The sequence below is a fragment of the Variovorax sp. FW301-JW7 genome (assembly GCF_058788795.1).
In genome coordinates this window covers 148139-161041 of sequence record NZ_JBYTBC010000010.1, presented here as the reverse complement: position 1 = coordinate 161041, position 12903 = coordinate 148139, and the positions used below count along the sequence as shown (strand labels likewise).

Here is a 12903-nt window from a genome sequence, read left to right as displayed (position 1 = left end):
CATGACTCGTGCACACAGGCCTGTCGTCCACCACTCCAAGAAGAAACGGTCATGGCCCTGCTGGCACCCCAAGCCTCCCTGAACGCGGCCGACACCGCCTGGATGATGACCTCGACCACGCTGGTGCTGCTGATGACGCTGCCCGGCATCGCGCTCTTCTATGCCGGCATGGTGCGGCGCAAGAACGTGCTGGCCACCATGGCCGGGGTGGTGGCGATCGCCGCCGTGGTCTCGCTGACCTGGTTCGCGCTCGGCTACTCGCTGGCCTTCACGCCCGGCTGGCCCTGGCTGGGCAAGCTCTCGCGCATCGGTTTTTCGGGCTTCGAGTACCTGAAGGAGGCCGGCCAGGTGGCCGTGAGCCACGTGGCGCCGAACGTGCCGGAGTCGGTCTACGCGATGTTCCAGCTGAGCTTCGCGATCATCACCACCGCGCTGGTGCTCGGCGCCTTTGTCGAGCGCATGCGCTTCTCGGCGCTGCTGTGGTTCGCGCTGCTGTGGAGCGTGCTCGTGTACGCGCCGGTCGCGCACTGGGTGTGGGAGCCGGGCGGCTGGCTCGCGCAGATGGGTGCGCTCGACTTCGCAGGCGGCTCGGTGGTGCACGTCAACGCGGGCATCGCGGGGCTGGTGTGCGCCTATGCGCTCGGGCCGCGCCGGGGCTACGGGCGCGAGGCCTTCGAGCCCTACAGCCTGGCGCTCACCATGACGGGCGCGGGCCTGCTGTGGGTGGGCTGGTTCGGCTTCAATGCCGGCTCGGCGGTGGCGGCCGACGGGCGCGCCGGCCTGGCGATGCTGGTCACGCACATCGCGGCGGCGGCCGGCGCCATGAGCTGGATGATCGGCGAATGGATCGTGCGCCGCAGCCCGTCGCTCTTGGGCCTGTGCTCCGGCCTCGTGGCCGGGCTGGTGGCGATCACGCCGGCGGCCGGCTTCGTCACGCCGCTGTCGGCGCTGGCCATCGGCGCCATCGCCGGGCTGGCCTGCTACTGGGGCGCCACGGGCCTGAAGCACCTGCTCGGTGCGGACGACTCGCTTGACGTGTTCGGCGTGCACGGCATCGGCGGCATCGTGGGCGCGCTGCTCACGGGCGTGTTCGCCGACCCGCGCATCTCGGGCGCGACGGGCAACGTGCTGACGCAGGCGATCGCGGTCGCCAGCGTGGCGATCTACAGCGCGGCCGGCACGGCCATCGTGCTGTTCCTGGTGCATGTGCTGGTCGGATTGCGTGTCGACCCCGAGAGCGAACTGGTGGGCCTCGATCTTGCTCAACACAAGGAACACCTGGGAGCCTGACCCAACGACGGAGACCCCGCCATGCCCTCCATGTCCGAAAGCGAACGCATCGCGCTTGCAGCACGCCTTCACGTGGCACTGCGGCGAAAGCACGGGCGCGTGACCGACACCGAATGGATGGCCACCAATGCCGAGTACGCCGCCGAGATCGTGCGCATGACGCGCCAGCACGCCGCCGAGACCAAGGACGACGAACTCGACCAGCTCGCCACGCGGCTGGAGCAGGCCATGGAACCGCTGGCGCGCGCCGCGCGGCTGGCGGCGCGCCAGCCCGACGGCCTGCCGCCCACGCCGCCGCCGCGCTATGTCGGCGGGCTGCGCTGACGACGCCTCAGTTCGCGGCCAGCGCCGCCTTGCGGATCGACGCCAGCGTGCTCGCGGGCGTGATCGCCTCCGGGTCCAGCAGGCAATGCAGGATCGCCGGCTTGCCGCTGGCACGCGCACGCGCCAGTGCGGGGCCGAATTCTTCCGTCGTGGTCACGCGCTCGCCGTGGCCGCCGAACACCTCGGCGTAGCCACGGAAGTCGGGGTTCTTCAGCTGCGTGGCGCTGATGCGGCCGGGGTAGTGCTTTTCCTGGTGCATGCGGATCGTGCCGTACATGCCGTTGTCCAGCAGCACCACGAGGATCGGCAGGCCGTACTGCACGGCGGTCGCGAACTCCTGGCCATGCATCATGAAATCGCCGTCGCCCGCGAACACGACCACCTCGCGCTCGGGCCACAGCCGCTTGGCGCCGACGCCGGCCGGCAGGCCGTAGCCCATCGAACCGCTGGTCGGCGCGAGCTGGCTCGCGAACGCGCGGAACGGCCAGAAGCGGTGCACCCAGGTCGCGAAGTTGCCCGCGCCGTTGCAGAAGATGGTGTCGGCCGGCAGCACCTCGCGCAGGTGCTGCATGACCTCGCCCATCTGCAGCGGACCGGGGATGCGGATCGCGGCCGGGTCGCTCCAGCGCAGGAAGTCTTCGCGCGCGGTCTTCGTCTCGGCCTGCCACACGGGCGGTGACGCCGGACGCAACGCGGACACCGCTTCGGCGAACGCCTGCGGCGTGGCGTGGATGCCCTGCGTCGGGCGATAGAGCTTGCCGAGCTCGTCGGCATCGGCGTGCACGTGCACCAGCGCCTGCTTCGGCTGCGGGATCGCGAACAGCTCATAGCCCTGCGACGGCACTTCCGACAGACGCCCGCCCACCAGCAGCACGAGGTCCGCATTGCGGATGCGTTCCAGCATGCGCGGGTTGGCGCCGAGCCCCAGGTCACCCGCATAGCAGGGGTGCTCGGCGGACATCAGCATCTGGCGGCGGAACGAGCAGTACACGGGCAGCGCATGCGCCTCGGCGAACTGCGCGAACTGCTGCGTCGCGGCTTCGGACCAGCGGCTGCCGCCCAGGATGACGACGGGCCGCTGCGCTTGCGACAGGCGCTGCTGCAGCTCGGCGATCTGCGCCGCGCCCGGATGCGTTTCGGTGACGGCATACGGCAGCGCATCGGCCACCACGGCGGCTTCGGTCAGCATGTCTTCGGGCAGCGCGATCACCACCGGACCGGGCCGGCCCGAGGTCGCGACATGGAAAGCGCGCGACACCAGCTCGGGCACGCGCGCCGGGTCGTCGATCTGCACGACCCACTTGGCCATCGTGCCGAAGACCGCGCCGTAGTCCAGCTCCTGGAAGGCCTCGCGGCCCATCGCGTCGCGCGCGACCTGGCCGACGAACAGCAAGAGCGGCGTCGAATCCTGGTGCGCGATGTGCACGCCCGCCGCCGCGTTGGTGGCGCCGGGGCCGCGCGTGACGAAGCAGATGCCGGGCTGGCCCGTGAGCTTGCCCTGTGCCTCGGCCATCATTGCCGCGCCGCCTTCCTGCCGGCACACCGTCACGTCGATCGATGCGTCGTGCAATGCATCGAGCACGGCCAGGAAGCTTTCGCCGGGCACGCAGAAGAGCTGCTTGACGCCGTGGGTGATGAGCTGGTCGACCAGGATCTGGCCGCCGGTGCGGGAGGAAGTCATGAAGGTTCCAGTGGGATGAAGATGAGGGTCAGGAGAGCGCGGTGCAGGCAGCGGCGATGCGCGCACACGCCTCTTCCAGCTGCGCCATCGACGTCGCATACGAGATGCGGAAATACGGCGCGAGCCCGAACACGCTGCCCGGCACCACCGCCACCTCGACCTCCTGCAGCAGGTAGCGGCAGAAGTCGCTGTCGGTCTGCAGCAGCGCGCCGGCGGCGGTGCGCTTGCCGAGCACGCCCGCGCAACTTGCGAAGGTGTAGAAGGCGCCTTCGGGCACGCGGCAGTGCAGGCCCGGCGTGCGGTTGAGCGCGGCCACGACGACATCGCGGCGCTGTTGAAAGGATGCGCAGCGCTCGGCCACGATGCCCTGCGGTCCGGTGAGCGCCTCGATCGCCGCGGCTTGGCTCACCGACGACGGGCACGAGGTCGACTGGCTTTGCACCACCGCCATCGCGGCGATCAGCGGGCGCGGTCCGGCGCCGTAGCCGACGCGCCAACCCGTCATCGCATAGGCCTTCGACACGCCGTTCACCGTGAGCGTGCGTTCGCGCAGCCGCGGTTCGACAGCCACCGGCGTTGCGAACGCGAGGCCGTCGTAGAGAATGTGTTCGTAAATGTCGTCCGCCAGCACCCAGACGTGGGGATGGTCGAGCAGCAGGTCGGTGATCGGCTTCAGTTGCGCCGCGCTGTAGGCCGCACCGCTCGGGTTCGACGGCGAGTTGAGAAACAGCCAGCGCGTGCGCGGCGTGATGGCGGCCTGCAGTTGCGCGGCCGTCAGCCGAAAGCCGTTCTCCTCGCCGCACGCCACCGACACCGGCACGCCGCCGCAGATCTGCACGATGTCCGCATACGAAGTCCAGTACGGCGCGGGCAGGATCACTTCATCGCCCGGGTTCAGGCTCGCCATCAGCGCATTGAAGATCACCTGCTTGGCGCCCGCGCTCACGCTGATCTCGTCGAGCGCGAAGTCCAGCGCGTTGTCGCGCTTGAACTTCAGCTGCACCGCCGCCTTCATCGCCGGGCTGCCGTCGAGCACCGTGTAGCGCGTGTCGCCATGCGCAATGGCCTGCGAGGCAGCATGCCGGATGTTCTCGGGCGTGTCGAAGTCGGGCTCGCCCGCGCCCAGCACGATCACCGGGCGGCCGGCGCGCTTGAGCGCCTGCGCGTGGTCGGTGATGCGCAGGATCTCCGAGACATTGATGGCGCGCACGCGTTGCGCCGGCGAGAACACGGCGGCGTCTGTCACTTGGCGTAGGTCTCCAGCGGCTTGTCGTTGGGTTCGAGAATCAGCTGCTTGAGCGCGGGGCTCATCGGCAGGTTGAGGCTGGTGTTCTTCGGCGGGATCGCGGCCACGAACCACTTGGTGTAGATCTTCTCGAGATCGCCGCTCTTCATGAGCTTGCGCAGCGAGTCGTCCACTGCCGCCTTGAAGGCCGGGTCGTCCTTGCGGAACAGCAGCGCGATCGGCTCGGAGCCCAGCGCCTCGCCGGTGATGCGGTAGGCCGTCGGGTTCTTCGAGTTCGCGATGATCCCGGCGAGCAGGTTGTCGTCGAGCACGAAGGCATCGGCGCGGCCCGACTCCATGAGCAGGAAGCTCTCCAGGTGGTCCTTGCCGAGCATGGTGTTGTACGAGACGTTCTGTGCGCGCTCGCGCTTGCGCAGCAGCTGCACGGCGGTGGTGCCGGTCGAGGCCGACACGTTGCGGCCCGCGAGCTGGTCGAGCGTGGTGATGCCCGAGTCGACCTTGGTCGCCATGCGCACTTCGCTCACGTACGTGGTGAGCGCGAAGGCCACCTGCTGCTGGCGCGCGGTGTTGTTGGTGGTGGGGCCGCAGCCGATGTCCAGCGTGCCGTTCTGCACCAGCGGGATGGTGTTCTGCGCGGTCACGGCCATGTATTCGAGCTTGGCGTTGGGCGTGATGTCCTTCAGCACGCGCTCGCAGAGCTCGACGTGGTAGCCCACGTACTTCTCGCCCGCGCCCAGCATGTAGGCCATGGGCGGCGAGGCTTCGCGCACGCCGAGCACGACCTTGCCGCTCGCCTTGATCTTGTCGAGCGTGCCGCCGGTGGGCGCCTGCTGCGCGGTGGCGGTGGTGCCGAAGGCGAGCGCAAGCAGCGCGGCGGTGGCGAGGGTCTTCAGTTGCATCTTCATCTTTGCTGTCTCCTGGTGGTTTTTCTGGGGGGATAGGTGCGGCCGCTGCCTGGCCGCTGCGGCGAAACGCCGCGCGGCAGGCACCACGGGCCGGGGTTGTTCAGTCGCCGATGTCGAAGGTCACGCCCTGCGCAAGGGGAAGTGCCGTCGAGTAGTTGATGGTGTTGGTCGCGCGGCGCATGTAGGCCTTCCAGCTGTCCGAGCCCGCTTCGCGCCCGCCGCCGGTTTCCTTCTCGCCACCGAAGGCGCCGCCGATCTCGGCGCCGCTCGGGCCGATGTTGACGTTGGCGATGCCGCAGTCGGAACCGGCGCTGGACATGAAGCGCTCGGCCTCGCGCACATTGAGCGTGAAGATCGACGACGACAGGCCCGCGCCCACCGCGTTGTGCCATTCGATGGCTTCGTCGAGCGAGCTGTAGCGCACCACATAGAGGATGGGCGCGAAGGTCTCACGCAGCACCGGGCCGGCGTGCGACTTCAACTCCACCAACGCCGGGCGCACATAGAACGCGTCCGGCGTGCCGATGCCCTCGACGCGCTGGCCGCCGTGCACCGTGGCGCCGGTCTCGCGGCTTTCGTTCAGGGCCTTCTGCATGCCGTCGAAGGCCGCGCGGTCGATCAGCGGACCGACCAGCGTGCCGGCCTCGCGCGGATCGCCCACCTGCACGTTGCCGTAGACCTTCACGAGCTGGGGCACGAGCTGGTCGTACACGCTCTCGTGCACGAACAGGCGCCGCAGCGTGGTGCAGCGCTGGCCCGCCGTGCCCATGGCCGCGAAGGCGATGCCGCGCAGCGTAAGGTCCAGGTCGGCCGAGGGCGTGACGATGGCAGCGTTGTTGCCGCCCAGTTCGAGGATGGCGCGGGCAAAGCGCGCCGCCAGCTTCGGGCCGACCTGCCGGCCCATCGCCGTGGAGCCGGTGGCCGAGAGGATCGGCACGCGGGGGTCGTCGACCAGCACCTCGCCGATGTCGCGCCGGCCCAGCAAGAGGCCGAGCAGGCCTTCGGGCGCGTCGCCGAAGCGTTCGATGGCGCGCTGCGCGATGGCGTGCACGGCCAGCGCGGTGAGCGGCGTTTTTTCCGACGGCTTCCACACCACCGGGTCGCCGCACACCAGTGCGAGCGCCGCGTTCCACGACCACACGGCCACCGGGAAGTTGAAGGCCGAGATCACGCCGCACACGCCCAGCGGGTGCCAGGTTTCCATCATCCGGTGCTCGGCGCGCTCGGTGGCCAGCGTGAGGCCGTAGAGCTGGCGCGAGAGGCCGACCGCGAAGTCGCAGATGTCGATCATTTCCTGCACTTCGCCCGCGCCTTCGGACGGGATCTTGCCGGCCTCCAGCGTGACGAGGCGGCCCAGGTCGTGCTTGGCGGCGCGCAGCTCTTCGCCCAGCAGGCGCACCAGCTCGCCGCGGCGCGGCGCCGGTACCAGGCGCCAAGCCTTGAAGGCCTCGTGCGCACGGCCGATGGCGCCGGAGGCTTCCACGGCCGTGGTCTGCGGCACCTGCGCGATCACCTCGCCGCTGACCGGCGAGCGCACCGTGAGGTCGCCGCCGGTGTGGGCGGTGCGGGGCACGCCCAGGCGATGCAGCAGTTGGTCGACCTCGGCGGGGAGGGACACGGGGGTCTGGGCTTCTGGCATGGACGCTCCAGGGAGAAGGAAGGACAGAAGAAGAAATGCGACGGCGGGAACGGGCCAATATGTGCGAAACCCGCGCCCTTGCCTAGCGAAAAATTGGAAGGACTTGGTGCGTTTTGCGAATGAACTCCGTGACGACACCTTCCTTCAACGCACGACAAACGCCCACCCGCACAATGCGCACGTGCCCCGAAAACCGCCCGATCCCTCGCCGCCCCCGCCCTATTGGCTCTACCTGCTGGAATGCGAGGGCGGCGTGTACTACGCGGGCATCGCGCTCGACGTGGAGCAGCGCTTCTTCCAGCATGTCTTCGGGCTGGGCGCCAAGTTCACGCGCGCGCGTCCGCCGCAGCGCGTGCTGGCGGCGCGCCAGTACCCCGACAAGGGCGCCGCGTTGCGGGCGGAGATCGCGCTCAAGGCGCTGCCTCGCGCCCGCAAGCTGGCGTTCTTCGAGAGCTAGCCACCCCCCGCAGGCGACCTGCGCAGCATCACGGGCAGGCACAGCAGATAGAGCACGGCACCGGCCAGCCACACGATGCCCGGAAAGCGCGTGCGGAACGCGAAGTAGACCGCGCTGATCACCAGCGGCCCGACCACCGAGGCCAGGCTGGAGAGGCTCGCGAGCACGCCCTGCAGCCGCCCCTGCTCGGCCTCGCCCACGCGCCGCGAGAGCGTCGCCTGCAGCGCGGGCTGGCCGATGCCGCCCATGCACAGCAGCGGCAGCAGCGCGAGCGCCATCCAGCCCTGCGTGGCGAAGGCGATCAGCGCGTAGGCCGTGCAGTCGGCCAACGTGCCGAGGGCGATCGCCGCGCGCTCGCCCCAGCGCTCGACCACCGGGCCCGCCACGAAGCCCTGCACCAGCGCATGCAGCAGGCCGAAGCACGCGAGCGACAGGCCGACCGTGGTGGCGTTCCAGGCGAAGCGGTCCTCGCCGTAGAGCACCCAGGTCGTGCCGGCGACCTCGCCCACCATCACCAGCACCCCGAACACGCCCAGGATCGGCAGCAGCGCAGGAATGCCCATGGCCCAGCGCAGCGGCGCCAGCGGATGCAGCACGCCGCGGTCGAAGGGCCGGGCCGCGAGCGCTGGCGGGCGCGACTCGCGCAGCACCAGCAGGCCGACCAGGAACGTGATGCCGTTGAGCACCGCGGCCGCCACGAAGGGCAGCCGCACGCCGTGGTCGCCGAGCACACCGCCGATGGCCGGCCCGGCGATGAAGCCCAGCCCGAAGCAGGCGCCCATGCGGCCGAACCAGCGCGCGCGCTGCTGCTCGGGCGTGAGGTCGGCGATGGCCGCCGAGGCCACCGCCATGCTCGCGCCCGTCATGCCTGCGATGGCGCGACCCACGAACAGCATCCACAGCGAGGGCGCAAAGGCCATGAAGAGCGCATCGATCGCCGCGCCCGCCACCGACACCAGCAGCACCGGCCGTCGGCCGAAGCGGTCGCTCAGCGCGCCGAGCACAGGCGCGCACAGGAACTGCATCAGCGCGTAGAGCGACAGAAAGGCGCCGAAGCGCCAGCCGAGGTCGCCGGTGTGGCCGACCTCGCGCAGCAGGCCCGGCACGATGGGCATGACCAGGCTGATGCCGACGGCGTCGAGCGTGACGATCGCGAGGATCACCGCCTGCGCGTGGCGCCCGCCCGCTGCGGCGGACGGAGAAGAAAGATCAGAATTTATCATTGATAAGGAATTATCAGCGATAAATTCCAGGCTGTGAAGCAGCCCTCATTCGCCCGAACCAGGGCACGCACATCGCCATGAAACTGGACAGTGAAGTGATCCTCGAAGCCGCGCTCGCGCTGCTCGACGAGGTCGGCATGGACAAGCTCAGCACCCGGCTGCTGGCCGAGCGGCTCGGCGTGCAGCAGCCTGCGCTGTACTGGCATTTCAAGAACAAGCGCGCGCTGCTCGACGCGATGAACCGCGAGATCCTGCGCCGCGCGCACGACCGCCGGCTGCCGCTGGAGGGCGAGTCGTGGGAGACCTTCCTGCGAGAGAACGCGCGCAGCTTCCGGCGCGCATTGCTCGCGCGACGCGACGGCGCACGCCTGCATGCCGGCTCCGAGCCCGACCCGGGCGACCTCGAGATGGTGGAAGCCCAACTGGCCGCCGTGGTCAGCCGGGGCCTGCCGGCGACGCAGGCGATGGCGCTGCTGATCGCGCTGGGCCGCTACACCGTGGGCTGCGTGCTCGAGGAGCAGGCGGCACCGCCCGATGCGGAAATCCGGCAGCAGGCGCTCGATGCCGCCGCGGCCTCGCGCCCGCTCTTGGCCGAGGCCTTCGCCAGCTACCGCAAGGCCGGTCCCGATGCGATGTTCGAGGTCGGCGTGGACCTGATGCTCGAAGGCGCGAAGGCGCGCCTGGAGGCCGACACCAAGAGCCGCGCCAAGCCGCGCCGCTGAGCCGGCTCAGCGGTTGCGGTTGTCTTCCAGAATCCAGCCCGCCGCCTTCTCCGCCATCATCAGCGTCGGGCTGTTGGTGTTGCCGCTCGTGATGGTGGGCATCGCGCCCGCATCGACCACGCGCAGGCCGCGCACGCCGCGCACGCGCAGGCGCGCATCGAGCACCGCCATCGGGTCGCCGTCGGCGCCCATCTTGGTGGTGCCGACCGGATGGAAGATGGTCGTGGCGATGTCGCCGGCCAGCCGCGCGAGGTCGTCGTCGGTCTGGTACTGCACGCCGGGTTTCCACTCCTGCGGCTTGTACTTCGCGAGCGCGGGCTGCTGCGCGATGCGGCGCGTCACGCGCAGCGAATCGGCCGCGACCTTGCGGTCTTCCTCGGTGCTCAGGTAGTTGGGGGCGATGGCGGGCGCGTCTTCGAAACGCGCGCTCTTGATGCGCACCGAGCCCCGGCTCGTCGGGTTCAGGTTGCACACGCTCGCGGTGAAGGCCGGGAAGCTGTGCAGCGGCTCGCCGAAGGCGTCGAGCGACAGCGGCTGCACGTGGTACTGGATGTTGGGCCACGCGCGGTCGGGCGAGCTGCGCGTGAAGGCGCCGAGCTGCGACGGCGCCATGCTCATCGGGCCGCTGCGTTTCAGCAGGTATTCGAGGCCGATCTTCGCCTTGCCGACCAGCGACGAGGCCAGCACGTTGAGCGTGGGCGCGCCCTCGATCTTGTAGACCGCACGGATCTGCAAGTGGTCCTGCAGGTTGGCGCCGACGCCGGGTGCGTCCAGCGCCACGTCGATGCCGTGCTGGCGCAGCAGATCGGCCGGGCCGACGCCCGACAGCTGCAGGATCTGCGGCGAGCCGATAGCGCCCGCGCTCAGGATCACTTCGCACTCGGCGTGCGCCGTGGTCATCTCGGAGCCGTCCCACACCTGCGCGCCGGTGCAGCGTTTGGTGCCGTCGGGCAGCGTCTCGAACAGCAGGCGCGACACCTGCGCGCCGGTCCACAGCTCGAAGTTGGGGCGACCGTAGCAGGTGGGCCGCAGGAAGGCCTTGGCGGTGTTCCAGCGCCAGCCGTTCTTCTGGTTGACCTGGAAGTAGCCCACGCCTTCGTTGCTGCCGCGGTTGAAGTCGGCGGTGTGCGGCACGCCGGCCTGCACGGCCGCGTCAGCAAACGCATCGAGGATGTCCCAGCGCAGCCGCTGCTTCTCGACACGCCATTCGCCGCCCGCGCCGTGCATCTCGTCGGCGCCCAGGTAGAAGTCTTCGTGCTTGCGAAAGGCTGGCAGCACGTTCTCCCAGCGCCAGCCCTCGTCGCCCGTGAGCGCGGCCCAGTGCTCGTAGTCGCGCGACTGACCGCGCATGTAGATCATGCCGTTGATGCTCGAGCAGCCGCCCAGCGTCTTGCCGCGCGGATAGCGCAGCGTGCGGCCGTTGAGCCCCGCGTCGGGCTCGGTGTTGTAGAGCCAGTCGGTGCGCGGGTTGCCGATGCAGTACAGGTAGCCCACCGGAATGTGGATCCAGTGGTAGTCGTCCTTGCGGCCGGCCTCGATGAGCAGCACGCGCTTGGTCTTGTCGGCGCTCAGGCGGTTGGCGATGAGCGAGCCGGCGGTGCCGGCGCCGATGATGATGTAGTCGAAGGTGGTGTCGCTCATGGCGGCTGGCTTTTTGTCTCTCGTTGTTCTTCGGATGGAAGCAGCGCCGCGCGTGCGGCGCCCCTTTTTACTTCGCGGTGGGCATCACGAATTCCGCGCCCTTGCCGATGCTCTCCGGCCAGCGCTGCATGATCGACTTCTGCTTCGTATAGAAGCGCACGCCCTCTTCGCCATACGCGTGCATGTCGCCGAACAGGCTCTTCTTCCAGCCGCCGAAGCCGTGCCAGGCCATCGGCACCGGGATCGGCACGTTGATGCCGACCATGCCGACCTGGATGCGGCGGCCGAACTCGCGCGCCACGTTGCCGTCGCGCGTGAAGCAGCTCACGCCATTGCCGAACTCGTGCGCGTTGATGAGGTCGACGGCTTCCTTGAAGGTCGCGACGCGCAGGCAGCCCAGCACGGGGCCGAAGATCTCTTCCTTGTAGATGCGCATCTCGGGCGTGACGTGGTCGAACAGCGTGCCGCCCATCCAGAAGCCATCGCCGCAGCCTTCGCCAGCCTTGTTGCCGTCGAAGCTGCGGCCGTCGACCAGCAGCTTCGCGCCTTCCTTCTCGCCCTGCGCGATGTAGCCGGTGATGCGCTCGTGCGCGGCGCGCGTGACGATCGGGCCCATCTCGGCCGCGAGGTTCTCGCCATCGAGCACCTTCAGCGTCTTCGTGCGCTCGATGAGCTTGGGCAGCAGCCGGTCGGCCACGTCGCCCACCAGCACCGCGACACTGATCGCCATGCAGCGCTCGCCGGCCGAGCCGTAGCCGGCGCCGATGAGGGCGTCGACGGCCTGGTCGATGTCGGCGTCGGGCATGACGACCATGTGGTTCTTCGCGCCGCCCAGCGCCTGCACGCGCTTGCCGTGGCGGGCACCGGTCTCGTAGATGTAGTTGGCGATGGGCGTGGAGCCGACGAAGCTGATCGCCTTGACGTCAGGATGCTCGAGCAGCGCGTCGACCGCCACCTTGTCGCCCTGCACCACATTGAACACGCCGTCGGGCAAGCCGGCCTTCTTGAGCAACTCGGCCATCAGCAGCGACGCGCTCGGGTCGGTCGGGCTGGGCTTGAGCACGAAGGTGTTGCCCGCGGCGATGGCCACCGGGAACATCCACATCGGCACCATCACCGGGAAGTTGAAGGGCGTGATGCCCGCGACCACGCCCAGCGGCTGGCGCAGCGTCCAGTTGTCGATGCCGGTGCTCACCTGGTCGGTGAAGTCGCCCTTGAGCAGCTGGGGAATGCCGCAGGCGAACTCGACGATGTCGATGCCGCGGCTCACCTCGCCCTGCGCGTCGGTGAAGACCTTGCCGTGCTCGGCGGTGATGAGGTGGGCGAGCTCGTCCTTGTGCTGGTTGAGCAGCTCCAGGAACTTGAACATCACGCGCGCCCGGCGGATCGGCGGTGTGTCGGCCCAGGCCGGGAACGCGGCCTGCGCGGCGGCCACGGCGGCCCCGACCTGCGCGGCGTCGGCCAGGCCGACCTTGCCGGTGACGGCGCCGGTGGCGGGGTTGGTCACGTCCTGCGTGCGGCCGGAGGTGTTGGCGGCGGGGGCGCCGGCGATGTGGTGGTCGATATTTCGGGTGCTGATGGACATGTGCGGGTCTCCTGAAGGCAATTTGGCCCAATCCACGAAGAGAAAGCCAATGAATTCGCGTCGATGACGCTATAAATCATTCTTATATGACTACGTCATCGATGGACCTCCAGATTCTGCGCGCCTTCATCCTGGCGGGGGGGGGGGGGGGGGGGGGGGGGGGGGGGGGGGGGGGGGGGGGGGGGCGTAC

The 12903-nt window shown here is 69.5% G+C and carries 11 protein-coding genes; 4 read left to right on the top strand and 7 right to left on the bottom strand.

Going from position 1 to position 12903, the window contains the following annotated elements; translation table 11 throughout:
- Window positions 1-51: 51 nt before the first annotated feature.
- Entirely contained in the window at window positions 52-1290 is a 1239-nt protein-coding gene (locus AC3WQM_RS25020) for an ammonium transporter (RefSeq protein ID WP_492682505.1), read from the top strand.
- 21 nt (window positions 1291-1311) lie between these two features.
- On the top strand, window positions 1312-1614 hold the full coding sequence (locus tag AC3WQM_RS25015; RefSeq protein WP_082818034.1) for a hypothetical protein: 303 nt from the start codon (window positions 1312-1314) through the stop codon (window positions 1612-1614).
- Between the two features lie 7 nt (window positions 1615-1621).
- Here AC3WQM_RS25015 and AC3WQM_RS25010 read toward each other — a convergent pair whose 3' ends face one another.
- The 4 genes from AC3WQM_RS25010 to amaB form a co-directional block, all read right to left on the bottom strand.
- Window positions 1622-3295 carry a thiamine pyrophosphate-binding protein gene (locus AC3WQM_RS25010; protein WP_492682503.1) on the bottom strand — a complete coding sequence of 558 codons (1674 nt, stop codon included), beginning with the start codon at window positions 3293-3295 and terminating at the stop codon, window positions 1622-1624.
- Window positions 3296-3323: 28 nt separating this feature from the next.
- On the bottom strand, window positions 3324-4541 hold the full coding sequence (locus AC3WQM_RS25005) for a pyridoxal phosphate-dependent aminotransferase (protein WP_492682501.1): 1218 nt from the start codon (window positions 4539-4541) through the stop codon (window positions 3324-3326).
- Entirely contained in the window at window positions 4538-5446 is a 909-nt protein-coding gene (locus AC3WQM_RS25000) for an amino acid ABC transporter substrate-binding protein (protein WP_492682499.1), read from the bottom strand. The genes AC3WQM_RS25005 and AC3WQM_RS25000 overlap by 4 nt, the downstream gene beginning before the upstream one ends.
- Window positions 5447-5546: 100 nt before the next feature.
- On the bottom strand, window positions 5547-7085 hold the full coding sequence (amaB, locus tag AC3WQM_RS24995) for an L-piperidine-6-carboxylate dehydrogenase (protein ID WP_492682497.1): 1539 nt from the start codon (window positions 7083-7085) through the stop codon (window positions 5547-5549).
- A gap of 181 nt (window positions 7086-7266) precedes the next feature.
- Here amaB and AC3WQM_RS24990 point away from each other — a divergent pair, with 181 nt between their 5' ends.
- On the top strand, window positions 7267-7542 hold the full coding sequence (locus tag AC3WQM_RS24990) for a GIY-YIG nuclease family protein (RefSeq protein WP_159273524.1): 276 nt from the start codon (window positions 7267-7269) through the stop codon (window positions 7540-7542).
- Here the strand turns inward: AC3WQM_RS24990 and tet are convergent.
- Window positions 7539-8765 carry a Tet(A)/Tet(B)/Tet(C) family tetracycline efflux MFS transporter gene (tet, locus tag AC3WQM_RS24985; RefSeq protein ID WP_492682495.1) on the bottom strand — a complete coding sequence of 409 codons (1227 nt, stop codon included), beginning with the start codon at window positions 8763-8765 and terminating at the stop codon, window positions 7539-7541. The two genes, AC3WQM_RS24990 and tet, sit on opposite strands and share 4 nt — an antisense overlap.
- Before the next feature lie 77 nt (window positions 8766-8842).
- Here tet and tetR point away from each other — a divergent pair, with 77 nt between their 5' ends.
- On the top strand, window positions 8843-9487 hold the full coding sequence (gene tetR / locus AC3WQM_RS24980; RefSeq protein WP_492682493.1) for a tetracycline resistance transcriptional repressor TetR: 645 nt from the start codon (window positions 8843-8845) through the stop codon (window positions 9485-9487).
- A gap of 6 nt (window positions 9488-9493) precedes the next feature.
- On the opposite strand, the gene AC3WQM_RS24975 is transcribed toward tetR, so the two are convergent.
- Both AC3WQM_RS24975 and AC3WQM_RS24970 read right to left on the bottom strand, forming a co-directional pair.
- Window positions 9494-11128: a GMC family oxidoreductase gene (locus AC3WQM_RS24975; RefSeq protein WP_492682491.1), complete on the bottom strand. Its 1635-nt coding sequence runs from the start codon at window positions 11126-11128 to the stop codon at window positions 9494-9496.
- Window positions 11129-11195: 67 nt separating this feature from the next.
- The gene (locus AC3WQM_RS24970; protein WP_492682489.1) at window positions 11196-12713 is read right to left on the bottom strand and encodes a CoA-acylating methylmalonate-semialdehyde dehydrogenase; all 1518 of its coding nucleotides are present in this window, start codon (window positions 12711-12713) and stop codon (window positions 11196-11198) included.
- Between the last annotated feature and the right edge of the window lie 190 nt (window positions 12714-12903).

Excerpts from the sequence above, each read along its gene's own strand:
- AC3WQM_RS24970 (WP_492682489.1), bottom strand. The coding sequence starts at position 12,713 with ATGTCCATCAGCACCCGAAATATCGACCACCACATCGCCGGCGCCCCC.
- AC3WQM_RS25015 (WP_082818034.1), top strand. The coding sequence starts at position 1,312 with ATGCCCTCCATGTCCGAAAGCGAACGCATCGCGCTTGCAGCACGCCTT.
- AC3WQM_RS25000 (WP_492682499.1), bottom strand. The coding sequence starts at position 5,446 with ATGAAGATGCAACTGAAGACCCTCGCCACCGCCGCGCTGCTTGCGCTC.
- tet (WP_492682495.1), bottom strand. The coding sequence starts at position 8,765 with ATGATAAATTCTGATCTTTCTTCTCCGTCCGCCGCAGCGGGCGGGCGC.
- AC3WQM_RS24975 (WP_492682491.1), bottom strand. The coding sequence starts at position 11,128 with ATGAGCGACACCACCTTCGACTACATCATCATCGGCGCCGGCACCGCC.
- tetR (WP_492682493.1), top strand. The coding sequence starts at position 8,843 with ATGAAACTGGACAGTGAAGTGATCCTCGAAGCCGCGCTCGCGCTGCTC.
- amaB (WP_492682497.1), bottom strand. The coding sequence starts at position 7,085 with ATGCCAGAAGCCCAGACCCCCGTGTCCCTCCCCGCCGAGGTCGACCAA.
- AC3WQM_RS25020 (WP_492682505.1), top strand. The coding sequence starts at position 52 with ATGGCCCTGCTGGCACCCCAAGCCTCCCTGAACGCGGCCGACACCGCC.
- AC3WQM_RS25010 (WP_492682503.1), bottom strand. The coding sequence starts at position 3,295 with ATGACTTCCTCCCGCACCGGCGGCCAGATCCTGGTCGACCAGCTCATC.